18 protein-coding genes and 1 pseudogene are annotated in these 17,343 nt (G+C 42.9%); 13 read left to right on the top strand and 6 right to left on the bottom strand.

The annotated features are described in order from the left end of the window. The first annotated feature begins 97 nt into the window (after positions 1-97). Positions 98-1,081 carry a 2-hydroxyacid dehydrogenase gene (locus BLL40_RS03455; RefSeq protein ID WP_073710533.1) on the top strand — a complete coding sequence of 328 codons (984 nt, stop codon included), beginning with the start codon at positions 98-100 and terminating at the stop codon, positions 1,079-1,081. Between the two features lie 37 nt (positions 1,082-1,118). Here the strand turns inward: BLL40_RS03455 and BLL40_RS03460 are convergent, their stop codons facing one another. Beyond that, on the bottom strand, positions 1,119-1,361 hold the full coding sequence (locus BLL40_RS03460) for a NifU family protein (RefSeq protein WP_073710534.1): 243 nt from the start codon (positions 1,359-1,361) through the stop codon (positions 1,119-1,121). 85 nt (positions 1,362-1,446) lie between these two features. Between BLL40_RS03460 and BLL40_RS03465 the strand changes: the two genes are divergently transcribed. Continuing rightward, positions 1,447-1,653: a hypothetical protein gene (locus tag BLL40_RS03465; protein ID WP_073710535.1), complete on the top strand. Its 207-nt coding sequence runs from the start codon at positions 1,447-1,449 to the stop codon at positions 1,651-1,653. A gap of 136 nt (positions 1,654-1,789) precedes the next feature. Here the strand turns inward: BLL40_RS03465 and BLL40_RS03470 are convergent, their stop codons facing one another. Then, a complete protein-coding gene (locus tag BLL40_RS03470) occupies positions 1,790-2,857 on the bottom strand; it encodes an NAD(P)/FAD-dependent oxidoreductase (protein WP_073710536.1) in 1,068 nt (355 codons plus the stop codon). Positions 2,858-3,023: 166 nt separating this feature from the next. Between BLL40_RS03470 and BLL40_RS03475 the strand changes: the two genes are divergently transcribed. Next, positions 3,024-3,260, top strand: a complete 237-nt coding sequence (locus BLL40_RS03475; RefSeq protein WP_018394283.1) for a YuzB family protein — start codon at positions 3,024-3,026, stop codon at positions 3,258-3,260. Between the two features lie 44 nt (positions 3,261-3,304). On the opposite strand, the gene BLL40_RS03480 is transcribed toward BLL40_RS03475, so the two are convergent. Beyond that, complete coding sequence (locus BLL40_RS03480) at positions 3,305-4,003, bottom strand: DUF2225 domain-containing protein (protein WP_073710537.1); 699 nt, start codon at positions 4,001-4,003, stop codon at positions 3,305-3,307. A gap of 165 nt (positions 4,004-4,168) precedes the next feature. On the opposite strand from BLL40_RS03480, the gene BLL40_RS03485 reads away from it, so the two are divergent. From BLL40_RS03485 to BLL40_RS03490, 3 genes are all read left to right on the top strand, one after another. Continuing rightward, a complete protein-coding gene (locus BLL40_RS03485; protein WP_073710538.1) occupies positions 4,169-4,537 on the top strand; it encodes a HesB/IscA family protein in 369 nt (122 codons plus the stop codon). 516 nt (positions 4,538-5,053) lie between these two features. Then, on the top strand, positions 5,054-5,221 hold the full coding sequence (locus BLL40_RS17315) for a hypothetical protein (protein WP_159434185.1): 168 nt from the start codon (positions 5,054-5,056) through the stop codon (positions 5,219-5,221). A gap of 169 nt (positions 5,222-5,390) precedes the next feature. Then, positions 5,391-5,579: a holin gene (locus tag BLL40_RS03490; protein ID WP_073710539.1), complete on the top strand. Its 189-nt coding sequence runs from the start codon at positions 5,391-5,393 to the stop codon at positions 5,577-5,579. A 397-nt stretch (positions 5,580-5,976) separates the two neighbouring features. On the opposite strand, the gene BLL40_RS03495 is transcribed toward BLL40_RS03490, so the two are convergent. Further along, positions 5,977-6,930: an NAD(P)/FAD-dependent oxidoreductase gene (locus BLL40_RS03495; protein WP_073710540.1), complete on the bottom strand. Its 954-nt coding sequence runs from the start codon at positions 6,928-6,930 to the stop codon at positions 5,977-5,979. Positions 6,931-7,156: 226 nt separating this feature from the next. Here BLL40_RS03495 and BLL40_RS03500 point away from each other — a divergent pair, with 226 nt between their 5' ends. The 3 genes from BLL40_RS03500 to BLL40_RS03515 all read left to right on the top strand — a co-directional run bounded on the left by BLL40_RS03500 (position 7,157) and on the right by BLL40_RS03515 (position 9,484). Then, a complete protein-coding gene (locus BLL40_RS03500) occupies positions 7,157-8,377 on the top strand; it encodes an NAD(P)/FAD-dependent oxidoreductase (protein WP_073710555.1) in 1,221 nt (406 codons plus the stop codon). Between the two features lie 62 nt (positions 8,378-8,439). Next, complete coding sequence (locus BLL40_RS03505; RefSeq protein WP_073710541.1) at positions 8,440-8,919, top strand: NUDIX domain-containing protein; 480 nt, start codon at positions 8,440-8,442, stop codon at positions 8,917-8,919. Between the two features lie 247 nt (positions 8,920-9,166). After that, positions 9,167-9,484 carry a YuiB family protein gene (locus BLL40_RS03515; RefSeq protein WP_073710543.1) on the top strand — a complete coding sequence of 106 codons (318 nt, stop codon included), beginning with the start codon at positions 9,167-9,169 and terminating at the stop codon, positions 9,482-9,484. A gap of 239 nt (positions 9,485-9,723) precedes the next feature. Here the strand turns inward: BLL40_RS03515 and BLL40_RS03520 are convergent, their stop codons facing one another. Further along, positions 9,724-10,449 carry a cobalamin-binding protein gene (locus BLL40_RS03520; RefSeq protein ID WP_073710544.1) on the bottom strand — a complete coding sequence of 242 codons (726 nt, stop codon included), beginning with the start codon at positions 10,447-10,449 and terminating at the stop codon, positions 9,724-9,726. A 53-nt stretch (positions 10,450-10,502) separates the two neighbouring features. On the opposite strand from BLL40_RS03520, the gene BLL40_RS03525 reads away from it, so the two are divergent. From BLL40_RS03525 to BLL40_RS16745, 4 genes and pseudogenes are all read left to right on the top strand, one after another. Further along, positions 10,503-11,960, top strand: coding sequence for a leucyl aminopeptidase (locus BLL40_RS03525; RefSeq protein WP_073710545.1), 1,458 nt, complete (start codon positions 10,503-10,505; stop codon positions 11,958-11,960). Positions 11,961-12,049: 89 nt separating this feature from the next. After that, positions 12,050-13,375, top strand: coding sequence for a Na+/H+ antiporter family protein (locus BLL40_RS03530; RefSeq protein ID WP_073710546.1), 1,326 nt, complete (start codon positions 12,050-12,052; stop codon positions 13,373-13,375). Positions 13,376-13,434: 59 nt separating this feature from the next. Then, positions 13,435-13,824, top strand: a complete 390-nt coding sequence (locus BLL40_RS03535) for a hotdog fold thioesterase (protein WP_173799887.1) — start codon at positions 13,435-13,437, stop codon at positions 13,822-13,824. 237 nt (positions 13,825-14,061) lie between these two features. After that, positions 14,062-14,292, top strand: a pseudogene (locus BLL40_RS16745) (DegT/DnrJ/EryC1/StrS family aminotransferase); the annotation flags it as partial. Between the two features lie 203 nt (positions 14,293-14,495). Here BLL40_RS16745 and BLL40_RS03550 read toward each other — a convergent pair. Next, positions 14,496-16,331, bottom strand: coding sequence for a nucleoside-diphosphate sugar epimerase/dehydratase (locus BLL40_RS03550; protein ID WP_073710549.1), 1,836 nt, complete (start codon positions 16,329-16,331; stop codon positions 14,496-14,498). Between the last annotated feature and the right edge of the window lie 1,012 nt (positions 16,332-17,343).

Genomic DNA, 17,343 nt, shown 5'->3' on the forward strand with positions numbered 1-17,343 from the left:
ATATTTTTATATACTATATTCATACCCATATCTATTGTGTCATACTCGTCATGAAAATGGTACAATAAAATAGAATAATCTGAAAAGAGGTGCACAGATGAAACCATTTGTGTATGTGACGAGACAAGTGCCAGACGCGATTTACAAAAGACTAGCCGCTAAGTATGACGTAGAGATGTGGAAGGAAGCGGATAAAGCCGTTCCACGAGAGATTCTTCTAGATAAGGTATCAAAAGCGGATGCGTTGTTGACAGTCATTACAGATGTGGTGGATGAAGAATTATTTTCACGAGCCAGCTCATTAAAAGTCGTTGCAAATATGGCGGTTGGCATTGATAATATTGATCTTGATGCAGCAAGCAGGTATGGTGTATCGATTTGTAATACGCCGGATGTACTTACAGATACGACAGCAGATCTAACATTTACCCTTCTTCTGGCTACCGCCCGCCGAGTAACCGAAGCAGCGGAATTTGTGAAAGAAGGAAAGTGGACGAGTTGGGCGCCGATGATGCTCGTCGGAACGGATGTCCATCATAAAAAAATTGGCATCGTTGGTATGGGTAAAATTGGAACAGCTGTGGCGAAAAGAGCAGCGGGCTTTGATATGGATATTTTGTATCATAACAGGAACCGTCATGAAGTGGCGGAAGAAATGCTGGGTGCACAGTATCGTTCACTTGACGGATTGCTGGAAGAAGCAGACTTTATCGTCTGTTTGGCGCCGCTCAATGATGATACACGTGGGTTATTTCAACGAGAACATTTTCAAAAAATGAAAAAGGAAGCGATCTTTATTAACGCAAGCCGTGGGCCTATTATAAACGAGCAGGCGTTAATTGAAGCACTTGAAGCAAAAGAAATTGCAGCAGCGGGTCTTGATGTTTTTGACAAAGAACCTATTCATACGGACCATCCTTTTTTAACGATGAAAAATGTTGTCTCACTTCCGCATATTGGGAGCGCGACGAAAGAGACACGCATGGCGATGATGAGGACGTGTTGCGAAAATATTGAAGCTGTTATTGACGACGGTCATCCGAGGACACTCGTAAATAAAGAAGTACTGCACTTCGATTAGAAAAGAGCTGATCCGTATAAGATCAGCTCCTTCTTTATTAAAAAACTTGTTCCACTTCAACGACGCCAGGCACTTCTTCGAGCAGTGCGCGCTCGATCCCAGCTTTCAATGTAATCGTGGAGCTAGGGCAGCTGCCGCATGCACCGAGCAGACGAAGTTTTACGATCCCGTCTTCAACATCAACGAGTTCACAGTCGCCACCGTCGCGAAGCAGAAATGGGCGTAATTTATCAAGGACTACTTGTACTTCAGCAAACATTTCTTGTTCTTGTACTTGCATGGATAATCGTCTCCTTTCCAATCAATACACATATTATAATGATTTTAAATAAAAAATGCAATTTATCACCGTAAAAAGAGGGGAAATGGTGATAAAGAAGCAATCAATTTTTGTTGATGAAACAGAAAAAATCTACGCAGACCGCGTGAGTTTATTGTCCTTAAAAGATACATATATAGCTCAAGCCGTTGTAACGTGCAAATTACCTGATCTTTCTTTTCTAATAAAATACAATGATGCTTTCTCACCGTCAAAGGATGAATTGAAAAAGAATATGGCGAGTATGCAGTAAAATAGAAAGGGGATCACTTCTGGCTAAGGTGAGCTTTTTTATTGATCGATCAGAAATCATTGTGAGTGGTCACAATATCAATTGAACAGTCAAAATCAACAAAAAAGCCGGTAACAAGCGCCCGGCTTCAAAGTAGTTATCCATTATGATATTTATACATCCATAATACACCGGATTTCAAAAATCGTGCGACACGTCCTGTAATGGCGCGATCTGCTACAAATCCGAAGCCCTGCTTTTTACCGAGTGAACCAAGTACGCCTTTTAGTTTCATTTCTGGCATTTTCTCAGGAAGCGGTTCACCTTTCCAGCGTTTTTGCAAAACGTCGACGATTTGCTCTGCTTGTTCCTCAGCCAGCTGTGCGCTCGGTGCATGGGGCAAACTTGCACAGTCACCGACAACATATACATGCTCATTGCCTGGCACATTATGATGAGGCGTCAAGATAACACGGTCGGATTTGTCTTTTTCAACGTTCATTTCACGTACGACATGGCTAGGTTGAATACCGGCTGTCCAAACGATTGCATCCATTGGATACACATCTTCACGATCGTAAAGGTGATTCGGCTCCACACGTGTGATGTTTGCATTGCTGATGACATCAACACCGTGATCAGTAAACCATTTTTCAATGTAGCGGCTCAATCTTTGCGGGAAGTCTTTCAAAATACGCGAACTGCGGTCAAACAATTTAATGTCAAGATCCGGGCGGCTTTCTCGCAGCTCGCTAGCCAGTTCGATACCAGAAAGGCCAGCGCCGACAATGCCGATTTTGGAACCTGCGGGCATGTTATTAAGTGTTTGGTACGTTTCACGCGACTTATGAATGGTTTGGATGCTGTGTGTATGCTCAGCAGCACCAGGCACGTTATGAAATTTATCTTCACAGCCTAGGCCGACAACAAGATCATCGTAGGCAAGCGTACCGTTCGTTTCTAATACAATCTCTTTGTTATCAACATCAATTGCTGCAATTTCATCATAAATAAGCTTTAACCTATCGTGATCTGGAAATGGTACACGTACTTCATGATCGGATGCAGTTCCAGCCGCCAGCGCATAATATTCTGTTTTTAAACAGTGATAGGGTACTCTGTCAACGAGTGTAATTGTGACATCATCGGGCAAATGATTCGGCAACAGTCTGAGAAGCACACGCATATTTCCATAGCCTCCCCCTAGCAAAACTAAATTCTTCATAAAATATGACCCCTTTATTCAATGATATATGTATATAAGCCTGTTTGTTTATTCAAACCAAGTATAACGAAATTAGTGTGTTTATACAACCGACACAGGGGGAACTTACGGCTTTTTTCAAAATGAATTTGGTAGTACAATGAAATGGAAGAGGTGAATTTATAGTATGAAACCAATCATCGAATTTTGCGTCAGCAATTTAGCAAACGGATCACAAAAAGCGTTTGAACAATTAGAACGTGATTCTAATCTTGATGTGATTGAATACGGCTGTCTCAGCTACTGTACCAGATGTTCGGAATCGCCATTCGCACTCGTCAACGGAGAAGTTGTCGGTGGGGAGACGCCGGACGAGCTTGTTGCTAATATATATACATTTATAGACGAAACTTGGCTGTTTTAACTGTTAAAAAACCAGGGTGTATTTATAGTGCACCCTGGTTTTTCTTAGGCTGATTGTCCCTGTGTTTTCATATGCTTGCGAAGCTCCTGCCAGCGATCACGCGCCATTTCAATAATTTGCTTTTCATTCGAGTTGCGCTGCTGCTCAATAACTTTCGAGAAAAAAGACACAGATTTGTCATACTTGCCGAGCTTGCGGTTTAACTCTCCAAGCAAATACAATACTTTGATTTCAGACATTTTCGCAGAAATATCTTCTTTAGAAAATGCTTCTTCATATTCCCGGGCTGCGATGGACATAAATCGTTTTTCTTCTTTTTTTCGTTCGAGATCACGGTAAATCCACGCGATTCTAAGTGCAAGTCCTGCAAGTGTCAGATGCTTTTCCTTTTTCAAAACACCTGAGTATAAAGCGAGTTTAAAGCTTTTGATCGCTTTTGAAGCTGTTCGTTTCCCGCTGTAATCTTGTTCCACCCAATGGTCGGATATAGAGGCGCGCAGCACGTCGGCTGTTCCGGGGGCGAAATAAGGCGTAAAATCTTCGGTAAAGGAATAGCCACAATGACGACAGACAGACACGTTGTAAAAGGAGGGGTTCATTTGAACATCTTCATAAAGTGGTTTTAAATCTGTGTCATGCCCGGCAACTTTAATGGTGCTTTTACGTACTTTCGTCGTATTGAATGTTTGCTGACACAGTGGACATTTCGTTTCTTTGTGATAAATTGGGGGGGTATTTGACATTAGTTAGCCCTCCTGTCGATTGATATAAGGTCTTTGTGCTTATTTTTATTATACATGCAAACAAGGTAAAAGGAATTAATTTTCTGAAGAAATTCAGCAAACCGTTCAGTTGAGGATTCCGTTGATACACCGTATACTAGAAGAAAAAGAAAGGGGAGATTTCGTTTGTCTGAACAACAAATTGTAACCATTACGGAAGCGGCGGCTTTTCAAATAAAAGACATGATGAAACAAAATGAAGAAGAAGGTGCAAACTTACGTGTTGCAGTGCATGGCGGCGGGTGCAGCGGTCTTTCATACGGAATGGGCTTTACGCCTGATGTGGAAGAAACGGATCTCGAACTTGACCAGTATGGCATTCATATTGTCGTTGCAAAAGAAAGTGTACCGATTTTAAATGGTACGGTCGTTGATTATAAAGAATCGCTTATGGGGGGCGGCTTTACCATTGAGAACCCGAACGCCATCGCATCATGCGGCTGCGGGTCCTCATTCCGAACAGCAACTGTTGCCGGTACGCCAGAGGAATGCTAATGCTGGGTCGCTAATCACCACGTGAGATAGGTGTGAACGGCTTGTCTTAGTCGAGTAAAAACAACCGCAAATATTGCGGTTTAGGCTTATTTATCCCACATTAACGGGCAGTATAAGCCCCCCTTCTTCAAGACTTCGAAAAGAAAAGAAGGATAAGCAGGGGATCAACTGCCCGTAAAAGCCCGATTAGTTCGGGCCGGATGAAGCCGGTCACTCAGATATTGCCGCAGGACGCGGCGCCCTTTACCTGAGTTCCTGTTTATTCAGTGGGGGATGAAGAAAACCCCCACTGAATGAAGTTTCACTTTATAACGATCTTCTTTAACGGTTTATTCGTAATCCGTTGAGGGAGGTCGTTTTTTTATAGAGTTAAACAAGAAACGTTTGCGTGTTGTTCGGACGGATATCCCATCGAAGAACTATCCGAAGCTGACACTACAAAACGTAGTCGATATGGTTGTATCAGGAAAACGGGTGTAAGGAGTCCCAGGTTAAATGCTGAGGGACTAGCTGAATATGTGCCGGTACTTTACCGACTGGCTTACCGAGCATTATAACGTTACGAATGTCAGCCAAATAAATGGCGAGATGTTCCGTAATTACATGAAATACGATAAACGTCGATATGGTAATCATCCGTTCATTAATGCCGAATACACCCACCCAACAGAAAAAGCAGAGTAAATAAACACGCGTGATTGAATGGCAGCTGAATGAAAAAAATAGACGCAAACAGTCGTAGCCTCAACACCTGGTGAATATCTTGTAAGGACCGGCATGTCCAGCTTAGACGCAGCATTGGAAGTGGGGCATGTTCAGCCGGAATTCGAAAGTGTGGAAGGAGGGCTGAGGCATGAAACAACGGTGGAGAAGCTACGGATTGTGGATCGCATTGGCGGCGCTTGTCGGTATGGTGCTACAGGATTTTGGTGTAATGGTCCCACCGGAAAGGTACGATGCTTACGTAGACATCTTGTTAACGATCGCAGTGCTGGGGGGCATCATCAACAAATCTAGTGGATTCAGGAGCGAAGGGAAATGACGAGCGGCCTCCGGGCCACTCTTTTTTATTTAACAAGGTGAGGCTTACGCATTCAAATTGCGGGGCATTTGTAAGGCCAGCGACTTAACTATACCGAGTTATTAATTTCACGCTTCTTGACGTATTTAACGATACGTTGGGAGGTTTTTTTATCTAAAATAGGCGAGAATACCCCCATTGTCAAATACGAGAAGGACATAGCTCAGTATTAAGTGGAGAATGAATCGCCTTCGGACAAAGGATCGCTTTAGCGGTCTCAATCGAACACATGACGTTATTTCACCGGAAGCTGAGTAAAGCAGCTTACAAAGCAGACAAAAAACCGGCAGGAGCCGGTTTTCATCACAATCGTTTTAACGCCTCATTTAATCTAAATGCTTTCCCCGCATTAAAGGATTTAAAACAAGGAAGTGCTGTGAAGCGGTTGTACTTTCGCTGACGGATCAATGTATGATTTCGCATTATTAACGGCGGTCGGAGCTTCTCCAAAACCGGTCGCAATCAATTTGACTTTCCCATCATAGGTAGCGATATCACCTGCTGCATAAACGCCTTCTATATTCGTTTCCATTCGTGTATTGACGGGAATTTGATTTTTAACGATATTTAGACCCCAATTTTTCATCGGGCCAAGAGAGGAAATAAATCCGTAATTTACAACTAAATCATCAATTTCCAGCAATTCAGTCCGATCCCCTTTTACTTCTTCAAGACGAAGCATTGTTCCGTCAAATGAAACCGGTATAAACGGGGTCACAACCTGCACGCTTGATTTATTCAGCAGTTCGACGCTATGTTCATGGGCGCGGAATTTGTCGCGGCGGTGGATAATCGTCACTTCTTTCGCAACAGGTTCAAGCATCATCGCCCAATCTACCGCTGAATCACCGCCACCTAAAACGGCGACACGACGTCCGGAAAATTTCGTTAAATCGGTTACGAAATAGTGGATATTCGGTAAATGATTAGTCCCTTCAATCTCAAGAAGACGTGGCTGAAATGCTCCGTTTCCAGCAGTAATAATAACGGCTTTTGTAACATGTTCTCCTTTATCCGTTAGAAGGCGTATGCTGCCGTCTGCTTGTTTCTCTAATACTTCAACAGATTCTTCTAGACAAATTTCGACTGGAAATCGATTCATCTGTTCGACGAGCCGATCAACGAGCTCCTGCGCCCGCACAGTTGGAAAACCGGCCACATCATAAATAAATTTTTCTGGGTAAAGGGCCGAGAGCTGTCCGCCCATATGCGGCAGACTATCCATCAACTTAACAGATGCCCCGCGCATTCCAGCGTAAAATGCAGCAAACAGACCAGTAGGGCCGGCGCCAATAATTGTAATATCTGTCATTTATTCATCACTCCTTTTTCTTATCATACAAAACTTTTCACCTCTTGTCGCGTCGGAAAAATCTTGATGAAATAGCTTGAAAAAAGGAATGAAAACGACTATGATTAAAATAGATTTGCAAATATAAACAATTTGTGACAAATGAAAGATGTTTTTTTACATTCATACGTGAAGAACATCACATTCTTTATAATAATATTTTAAATAGAGGTGGATAAATATGACAGTGAGAAAGCCGAAAATTGTAGTATTAGGCGCGGGTTACGGTGGTCTCGTTACGGTAACACGTCTTCAAAAAGCGTTATCCGTTGACGAAGCAAACATCGTACTTATAAACAAAAATGATTACCATTATGAAACGACATGGCTTCATGAAGCATCGGCAGGTACATTGCATCACGATCGTGTACGTTACGATGTTGACTCGGTTATTAACCGCAGTAAAGTAGAATTTATCCGTGCAGAAGTACAGGATATTAAAATTGATGAAAAGAAAGTCATTTTAAATACAGGTGAAGTGGAATACGATTACCTCGTTGTCGCACTTGGCGGTGAATCGGAAACATTTGGAATTGAAGGATTAAAAGAACATGCTTTCACGATTTCAAACGTCAACACGGCACGTCAGCTGCGGGATCATATTGATTATCAATTTGCTACATATGCACTGGAAGAAGATAAAAAAGATGAACGCTTAACGATTGTTGTCGGTGGTGCTGGTTTTACAGGCATTGAATTCTTAGGTGAGCTTGCGAATCGCGTCCCTGAGCTTTGCAAAGAATACGACATTGATTATTCAAAAGTGCGCATTTATTGCGTAGAAGCTGCGCCAATGGTTCTTCCTGGTTTCGACCCCGAACTTGTGAAGTATGCGGTTGCATTGCTTGAGAAAAAAGGTGTTGAATTCAAAATCGGTACACCGATTAAAGGAGCCACTCCAGAAGGCATTATCGTTGCAAAAGGCGAAACAGAAACGGAAGTAATTAAAGCTGGTACTGTTGTATGGGCTGCAGGTGTTCGCGGAAGCAGCATTATCGAAAAATCGGGCATCGAAAACATGCGTGCTCGTGTAAAAGTAAATCCTGATCTTCGCGCGCCAAATCAAGAAGATATTTTCGTCCTTGGTGATTGTTCATTGATGATTAATGAAGAAATTAATCGTCCGTACCCGCCAACAGCGCAAATTGCGATGCAACAAGGTGAAACAGTTGCCCGCAACGTTGTGAAATTGGTTAAAGGCGAAGAAGGGGATCTTGAAACATTCGTTCCAGACCTTAAAGGCACTGTATGTTCACTTGGTGATGACGATGCGATCGGTGTTGTGTTCGACAAGAAACTGACTGGTACAAAAGCGTCATTCATGAAGAAAATGATTGATAACCGTGCGCTCTTCATGATCGGTGGACCATCTCTTGTATTGAAAAAAGGTAAATTTAACGTACTTTAATAAACAGAGGGCCCCGATGTCAATTCGGGGCCTTTTTTTATTTTCAGAAAGGAAGAGATCACGTGAAGAGGGGAAAAGTATGGTTAGCAGCAGCAGGGGTTGTCATTGACAGCAGAGAACGCTGGCTTGTTGTGAAAAAATCATATGGCGGATTAAAAGGGCAGTGGTCATTGCCGGCGGGGTTCGTTGATGCAGGGGAGCGTGCGGATGAAGCGGCCGTGCGTGAAGTGAAAGAAGAGACGAACATTGATGCCGTTGTATGCGGTGTAGCAGGCATTCGGTCTGGAGTCATTAAAAGCGATATAAGCGATACGATGATCATTTTTCATATGACACCTAAGGAAGAGATAGAACCGACTGCACATGCGGGAGAGCTGCTTGCTGCGCGTTGGATGACGGTAAAAGAACTGGAAGGAAGTGCGGACACATCGGTTTTGCTCCGCAATATCGTTACTTTATTCGAAACAGCAGGTCTCGGTTGTGTAGAAATTCCCGACCCTGGTCCGCAATTTGGCTATACGTCATACCGGTGTTTTATTTGAAATGTACAATAATGGAATTTTTGATTGATCAAAAAAGTAAGCCTGGAATAAAAGAGAAGAAATTGGATATGCTATTTAGGAAGAAGTTTATTTCCGCCTTCGCTCAAAGAAGAAAAGGAAATGCTTTTGTAAAGCATCGGCTGCGATTCCCCCTCGTTGCCGGTGTTTTTTGTCACATTTTCGTTGATTGACCTTTTTTGTATCGTTCAGTAAACTAGGAAGTAATGAGTTTAGGGGGAATCGTTTCATGCATATAGCAACCGTACTCGTGTCGTCACTACTCTTTTTCGTACTCTTTTTCGGCATTGGGTTTATTTTAAACATGCTGCTGCGCATGACATGGGTCATGGCGGTTATTTATCCACTTGTGACAATTGCCATTGTTGATAACATTAGCACGTTTGACTACATATTTAAGACGAATGAATCATTTGGTATTTTAGGCGAAAGAATCGTTGGACTGCAGCCTGTTGACATTACCATCTTATCCATCGGTTTTCTCGGTGCTGTTACGAGCGGATTTATTATGCGTCTTTTGCGTGCAAAAGGATATCAAATGTTTTAAGACGATCCTGCTTAGGGTCGTTTTTTTATCCCGCATTAACGGGCAGTAAGACCCCCGCTTCAAGACGTCGAAAAGACAAGAAGGATAAGTGGGGGATCAACTGCCCGTAGAAGCCCGATTGGTTCGGGCCAGGCAGAGCCTGGTCACTCAGGTATTGCCGCAGGACGCGGCGTTCTTTACCTGAGTTCCTGTTTATTCAGTGGGGGATGAAGAAAACCCCCACTGAATGAAGTTTCACTTTATTTCCCATTTAATACGTTGTCTAATTGTTCAAGCCCGACAAGTAGCTGCGGCGACGGACGACAAAAGTATTTTTCTTCCATCACATAAATAGGCACACCCTCATATCCTGATCGTTTTTTCACAACCTCAGTGTTCACTTTGTCTGTCATCACGCCAACCCATGCAAGCAGCAGGATATCGGGCTTTTTCGATACAACCGTTTCCCAGTCTGTTTGTACACTTGCTTCTTCATGATCTGCAAACACGTTTTCAGCTCCGCACAACGCGCTCATTTCTGTCAGCCAGTTCGCACGTCCAGGTGTAAACACCGGCTTCGGCCACCATTCCCAGTACACACGCACGAGACGATTCCAATTACGCGAACGATACATGTCAAGCGACTGCTGCCACCGCTGCTTCGCTTCTGATCCATTTACACCGCAAGCCTCGCCAATCTGCATGATCGACATTCCAATATCATCAAGTGAATTTGGATTCGTCACAATATGCGGAATCCCTCGGCGCTCAAGCTCCGCTACATTTTTCTCCATCCCGGGTACACTTAATGACGCCAGCACGATATCGGGTTTCACAGCTTCCAGTTTCTCCATATCAATCGATAAATCCGGCCCAAGTCGCACCCGCTCTAAATCGGAATAATCATCGACTCCGACAATCTGATCTTCAATACCTAAGTACTCACACACTTCCGTATTGCTCGGACAAATAGACACAATCCTCATTCAAAATTCCCCCTTTAATACCTTCATTGTATAATAATATGGAGGTGATAAACATGTTTACCATTAAAAACGGATCATTCACAGAAACGAAGTCAGATGCACTCCTCGTTGGACTATTTGATAAGCCATTGAAATTTGAAGGCGTTTTAAGAACGCTCGATGACTCCTTTAACGGAAACCTTACGGAGCTTGTCAAAAATGGTGATCTTTCTGCCAAAAAAGGACAGGGGGCCGTTATTCCGACGATTGGTCAAATTCAAACGAAGCGCATTGTGTTTGCAGGGATTGGCAAAGAAAAAGAAGCGGATTTTCATGCGATTCACGAAGCGGTGACGAATGCGGCGAAGCAGTCAAAGAAATATGGACTCGACTCCATTGCTGTTGTACTTGATTCATTTGTAACAGAAAACGTGACGGCTGTTGAAGCAGCTGAAGCGATTTTTGAAGCATTTTTCATGGCATGGTTTCAATATACGGGCTATCGGACACCGGGAAACGAACCGGAGAAATTCTTGAAATCGATCGACGTATGGACAGAAGCGGATGCTGTCGAAGTGATGGCGGCGTGCGTTGTCGGCAAAGCGATGGCAGATGGGACGAATACGGCAAGACGTCTCACGGCAACGCCACCGAATATGATGACAGCTACTGATCTTGCGGCTCACGCGCAAAAACTCGCAGATCAATATGGGTTTGAGATTGAAATTTTAGAGCGAACGGATATGGAGAAAATTGGCATGGGGTCCTTCCTTGCTGTCGCACAAGGTTCTGCCTCACCGCCGAAAATGATTACGCTTAAATATAAGCCGAACGATGAATGGCAAGACGTGCTTACCTTTGTCGGCAAAGGCGTCACGTTTGATACAGGCGGCTATTCGATTAAATCCAAAGACGGCATTGTCGGCATGAAAACAGATATGGCGGGTGCAGCCGCTGTTCTTGGCGCGATGGAAATCATCGGCGAACTGCGCCCGGATCAGTCCGTAATGGCCGTGATTCCGGCAACAGACAATGTTATTAGCGGCCATGCATTTAAGCCCGATGATGTGATCACATCGCTGTCAGGCAAAACGATTGAAGTAAAAAATACGGATGCAGAAGGACGTCTCGTGCTGGCAGATGCGATCACATATGCGAAACAGCAGCGGGCGGGCCGGATTGTTGATGTTGCGACATTGACTGGGGGTGTGATTATTGCGCTTGGCAAAGACAAAACGGGGGCATTGACAAACAATGAACCGTTTTTTGAACAGGTGCTCGAAGCATCACACGAAGCGGGGGAATTTATTTGGCAGCTGCCGCTCACCGAATTTGATAAAAAAAGAATTCGGCGCAGTGACGTTGCAGATTTAAACAATTCACCGGGGCGTGATGGACACGCCATTATGGGGGGAGGTTTTATTGGTGAATTTGCGGAGAATACCCCATGGGTTCATCTTGATATTGCCGGAAGCGCGGAAATGTCACCGGGTGTCATGACGCGTACATTGGCAATTCTTGCATTATCGTAAAATGCATTGACAAGGGAGCAGACGGTTTGTTATTGTGTAATACGGCATTTTAGTCTATTAGCACAGTAAAGGAAAAGAGGTATATGTTAATGAATGCAGTTGTTATTGCCGTTATCATTATGCTCGTACTCAGTCTGCTCCGTATCAATGTCGTGTTTTCGCTTATTACCGGTGCGCTTTTCGGTGGATTGATCGGTGGGCTCGGAATGGATGGAACGGTCACTGCTTTTTCAGAAGGTGTGGGTGGCGGTGCGAACGTAGCACTTAGTTATGCGATGCTCGGCGGGTTTGCTGTCGCGGTTTCAAGCACGGGATTGCCGGAAGCGCTCGTTGATTTCATTTTAAAAATGATTGGCAAGAAAGAAGAAGCACGTTCGCAAAAATTGCCGAAAGCACTTATTCTACTTGTCATTTTAGTAATGGCTTGTTTTTCTCAAAATGTGGTGCCGGTGCACATTGCGTTTATTCCGCTGCTCATTCCGCCGCTTCTTGGCATCATGAATGAACTTCGAATTGACCGGCGATTGATCGCTAGTATTTTAACGTTTGGACTTGTGACACCATATATGCTTTTGCCGGTTGGTTTTGGGCAGATTTTCCAAGGGATAATTGCGACGAATATGACGGCAAGCGGGCTTGAAGTAACATTGGAGCAAGTGCCGAAAGCAATGTTACTACCTGCTGCTGGCATGTTGACTGGATTATTGATTGCAGTGTTTTTTACATATCGGAAGCCGCGCGATTACAAGGAATTGCATTTGGCAGTTCCAGTTGAATCTGAAACGCGTGCAAGGTATACAACAGTTGGTTTGATTGTAGCTGTGGTGGCTATTGTGGTCGCGCTTGTTGCACAAATTTGGACCGAATCCATGGTGTTCGGAGCGCTTGCTGGGATTGTTGTGCTATATGTACTCCGTGCTGTACGCTTTAGTGAGGCGGATCAGTTGCACACGAACGGTATGCGCATGATGGCCTTTATTGGATTTGTCATGATTGCCGCATCTGGTTTTGCAAACGTGATGGGGGTGACAGGCGATGTTGAAACACTCGTTGAAAATGCAGCGGCGGCCATTGGTGGAAATAAGGCGCTCGGTGCATTTCTCATGCTTCTCGTTGGCCTTCTTGTGACGATTGGAATTGGTTCTTCCTTTTCTACGATCCCGATTATTGCAACGATTTTTGTTCCGCTCGCTCTTGAACTCGGTTTTAGCCCGATGGCCGTCATTGCGCTTGTCGGAACAGCCGGTGCACTTGGGGATGCTGGATCGCCTGCATCAGACAGCACACTGGGGCCGACGTCCGGATTAAATGCGGACGAACAGCATGATCATATTAGGGATTCAGTTATCCCAACATTTTTACATTATAATATTCCAGTCATCATTTTTGGCTGGATTGCAGCGATGGTGTTGTAATCGAAGTGCCAGCTCTTTTAGAGACTGGCACTTTCACTATTTAAAAGGAGCGGATAAACATGAAAATAGACATGGAAGGAACATTAATGGAAGCACTCGGTATAGAGTTGGTTAAGATGACGAAAGGGCGAGTTGTCATGACCATGCCGGTAGATGAACGGACACGTCAGCCGTTTGGCTATTTACATGGCGGAGCATCGGTTGCACTTGCTGAAACAGCGGCAAGTTTAGGCGCCGCCGCACTGATTGACCCCGAAACGGAATTAAGTTTCGGACTGGAAATAAACGCGAATCATATGAAATCAAAGCGTGAAGGGATCGTAACGGCAACGGCTGAAATTGAGCATCATGGCCGGACGACGATGGTATGGACGATTAACATTAGAGATGAAGAGGGAGCATTGATCTGCTTGTCACGCTGTACAATGGCCGTTGTGAAAAAAAGATAGGGTTTACTTCACAGTCAGCAAGGAAGTATTTAGATGAAAGAGGGATTTCTCAAGCCTAAGAAAAAGCTGCCAGGAAAAATCACTTTCCCGGCAGCCTTTTTCTTATTAATTCTTATCTTTTAAAGCATTCTGGCCACATTTTCACCCCGGAATTGTAGGCAACGCGGCTAATTAAGTGGCCATTAGGGGTGATAATAAAGAAAAAGAGCCCCATCAGAAGGTGATGTAACGAGCGTCGCGGGAGACATGGGGAAGTTTGGTGTTTATTCGTTCAATGGCAATAAAATCATTACGACATCTAATGGCGGAATGCTAGTATCAGATGACGAAGCGGCCGCAAATAAAATCCGTTTCTGATCGACATAGGCAAAAGACAACTTCAATTATTATGAACATAATGAAGTGGGGTTTAATTATCGGCTTAGTAACAAATTAGCCGGTATTAGAAGAGGACAGCTGCTTGTTTTAATCAAGTAAATCTTGTGGCTGGTGGGATTATCGGAAATGAAGGGAACATTGTAATAGGTTGTATAAAAAATCCGAAGCAAATTGTAAGAATTGCTAATCGACTTGGGCGATTAAAGCCTGAAAGTGAGTATACGGAAAGTAAATGGACAAATTTAAACGAATTAAGACAAATGATCAATAGTAGTGAAGAAAAGTGAACTCGTTCATGCGTTCGATTGATAAGAGGGAACAATTTTATTTATTAGACATTTAATTTCCTTTATGGTGCTGGTACTCGTATCTGTGTAAATGGCATTTTCCAATTCCTCAAGTAGTGAAGGGAGATTCATCTTGGAAAAATCAGCCGGTTGGGCGATAAAGATCAGTTGATGGGTGGATCCAGTATTCCCTTCTTCACTTGTAAATAATTCTTCATATAATTTCTCCCCGGGTCGTATACCTGTGTAAATGATTTGGATGTCTTGATCGGGTGTTAGGCCGGACAACCTGATTAAGTTTTTGGCCAATTCGCTTATTTTTACAGGTTTACCCATATCAAGTATAAATATCTCCCCGCCCTCAGCCAGTGAACCTGCCTGTAATACCAATTGTACAGCTTCAGGAATGGTCATAAAATAACGGGTCATATGTGGATGTGTCACTGTGACGGGGCCACCTTCTTCGATTTGCTTCTTAAATAGGGGAATGACGCTTCCTCTGCTTCCCAATACGTTACCGAATCGGACAGCAACAAAATGGGTGTTGCTCTGTGTACTTAAATGCTGGATAACAAGCTCGGCGATACGTTTGGTAACGCCCATGACACTTGTAGGGTTAACGGCTTTATCAGTGGAAATTTGAATGAACTTTTCAGCGTGATATTTATGGGCGCATTCAGCGACATTTTTTGTTCCAAAGATGTTGTTTTTAATTGCTTCAATCGGATTAGTCTCCATGAGCGGTACGTGTTTATGTGCGGCCGCGTGAAAAACAACGTTTGGTCGGTAAAATAAAAAAATTTCTTCCATTCTTTTTCGGTCTTGAATGTCTGCGATAATCGTTTCAAATAAAAGGTGAGGAAATTTCTGTGACAGTTCTTTTTCAATGGTATAAATACTGTTTTCACCATGCCCAAGTAACAGTAGTTTTTTGGGCTCGAAATCGGAGAGTTGTCTACATATTTCAGAGCCGATCGATCCTCCAGCCCCTGTAATGAGAATGGTTCTGTCCTTTACATAACTAGAAATCCCAAGTAGATCTAGTTTAATAGGAGGTCTGCCGAGTAAATCTTCTACTTTTACCTCTCTAATCATGTTGAACGAAATCTGGCCATTAACAATGTCAATAATACGCGGAAGGATTTTTACTTCAACATTATGATCTTTGCATATATTCATGATTTTTGTGATTACACTACCAGGAGCTGCTGGAATGGCAATGATGACCGTCTCAATTTTATATTGTTGAATGACATGGACCATCTCTTTTCTCGTTCCCGCAACACTAACGCCATAAAAATCAAAGTGTTGCTTTTCGAGATCATCATCAATAAACGCGATTGGATATAAAGGAGAATTAACATTCTTTCTTAATTCTTTTAATACTAACAAGCCAGCTTTACCAGCTCCAATAATTAGTGTTCGTTTTCCTTTCTTATTTAGCTGTCCTCTATTATCTTGAATAGCGCCAAGTACTAGCCGTAAGCTGTATAAGCCTGTAACAATGATGAGCCAGGTAAGCAGAATGATCTGTATTGATAAAGTCATAAACTGAACAAAATTGAGAATCATCTGAATGAAGCCGATTAAAATTATGGATAACAAGGCGCCTTTTAGTATTCTTTTAAATTCATCATTACCTGCAAATTTCCATGAACGACTATAAAGATGAAACAAATAAAAACTGATCATAAATGTACTCCAAAATAGAAAGAAGAGATATGCTGATTCGCTTAAAAGTGCACTGCTGTCATTGAAAAGAAAAGAAACACTTATTGTTGAGCCGAGAATAATAAGTGTGTCTATTAATATGAAGAGCACACTTTTCTTAATCCACTTCAAGAAAATCCCTCCATCATATTTTTTACTTCACTATCTAAAAAGAGAGGTGAAATAGAAATTTATCCTGCCTTTTTATTCAGCGGGGAAAGCAGACTAAGATTGTCACGTCCTGTGACAACGTCTGAATGATTCACATCCTGTGAATTTAACCCGTACTGTATAGCCTCTCCAACTACTTTTAATGTAGATAACAGGGGCTGTGGGTATTTATTCGTGCCAATAAGAGCAGAGACAGCCACAATAAGAGTGCTGCATTTTTTGAGGTAAGATGAGTTCTTGATTTTGGTTTGATATCAATAGTATGGGTATTGATCGATTGCTTTAAAGTTTGTATTCGTTGAGGATTTGGATCAAATCAATCTATAACAGGAATTTTAGTACTAAACGAAAGAGTTAAAGATCTAATGCCGATTACACTAAGCGTGTCAGGAGGCTTGTCAATCCATTTCTTTAAGAAATTATACGGGCGATACTCGAACGGATTTCTCCTTTTTACTTTCACATCGACTGTAATATAATGTATATGCTTTATTTAGATAAAACGTGATGAAATCTATGGAAAATGGGTGATAGCCTATTAACACAAGATTGTAAATGTTTGATGGTCACGGCAAAGAGGCTAGAACTTTGTGTCACATCAGAGGTATTCAAAACATCATTTAATAAAAAGAGTTATTTTATCAACTGGATGGACAAGGGCAAAGCATGAATAGATAGATTTTTAAAAAAGAATAGGAGGCAAGGGATTTCTTTTATTTTTTATCCCGCATTAACGGGCAGTAAGACCCCTTCTTCAAGACTTCGAAAAGAAAAGAAGGATAAGCAGGGGATCAACTGCCCGTAAAAGCCCGATTGGTTCGGGCCAGGCAGAGCCTGGTCACTCAGGTATTGCCGCAGGACGCGGCGTTCTTTACCTGAGTTCCTGTTTATTCAGTGGGTGCTAAGAGGAAGGCAGACTAAGAACATCACGTCCTGTGACAACGTCTGCCTGATTCACATCGTGTGAACCTAA

It is taken from the genome of Domibacillus mangrovi (assembly GCF_001906925.1).
Taxonomy (GTDB): domain Bacteria; phylum Bacillota; class Bacilli; order Bacillales; family Domibacillaceae; genus Domibacillus; species Domibacillus mangrovi.

Excerpts from the sequence above, each read along its gene's own strand:
- BLL40_RS03535 (WP_173799887.1), top strand. The coding sequence starts at position 13,435 with ATGAAAATAGACATGGAAGGAACATTAATGGAAGCACTCGGTATAGAG.
- BLL40_RS03520 (WP_073710544.1), bottom strand. The coding sequence starts at position 10,449 with ATGAGGATTGTGTCTATTTGTCCGAGCAATACGGAAGTGTGTGAGTAC.
- BLL40_RS17315 (WP_159434185.1), top strand. The coding sequence starts at position 5,054 with ATGTGCCGGTACTTTACCGACTGGCTTACCGAGCATTATAACGTTACG.
- BLL40_RS03490 (WP_073710539.1), top strand. The coding sequence starts at position 5,391 with ATGAAACAACGGTGGAGAAGCTACGGATTGTGGATCGCATTGGCGGCG.
- BLL40_RS03495 (WP_073710540.1), bottom strand. The coding sequence starts at position 6,930 with ATGACAGATATTACAATTATTGGCGCCGGCCCTACTGGTCTGTTTGCT.
- BLL40_RS03465 (WP_073710535.1), top strand. The coding sequence starts at position 1,447 with ATGGTGATAAAGAAGCAATCAATTTTTGTTGATGAAACAGAAAAAATC.
- BLL40_RS03460 (WP_073710534.1), bottom strand. The coding sequence starts at position 1,361 with ATGCAAGTACAAGAACAAGAAATGTTTGCTGAAGTACAAGTAGTCCTT.
- BLL40_RS03475 (WP_018394283.1), top strand. The coding sequence starts at position 3,024 with ATGAAACCAATCATCGAATTTTGCGTCAGCAATTTAGCAAACGGATCA.
- BLL40_RS03455 (WP_073710533.1), top strand. The coding sequence starts at position 98 with ATGAAACCATTTGTGTATGTGACGAGACAAGTGCCAGACGCGATTTAC.
- BLL40_RS03480 (WP_073710537.1), bottom strand. The coding sequence starts at position 4,003 with ATGTCAAATACCCCCCCAATTTATCACAAAGAAACGAAATGTCCACTG.
- BLL40_RS03470 (WP_073710536.1), bottom strand. The coding sequence starts at position 2,857 with ATGAAGAATTTAGTTTTGCTAGGGGGAGGCTATGGAAATATGCGTGTG.
- BLL40_RS03525 (WP_073710545.1), top strand. The coding sequence starts at position 10,503 with ATGTTTACCATTAAAAACGGATCATTCACAGAAACGAAGTCAGATGCA.
- BLL40_RS03530 (WP_073710546.1), top strand. The coding sequence starts at position 12,050 with ATGAATGCAGTTGTTATTGCCGTTATCATTATGCTCGTACTCAGTCTG.
- BLL40_RS03515 (WP_073710543.1), top strand. The coding sequence starts at position 9,167 with ATGCATATAGCAACCGTACTCGTGTCGTCACTACTCTTTTTCGTACTC.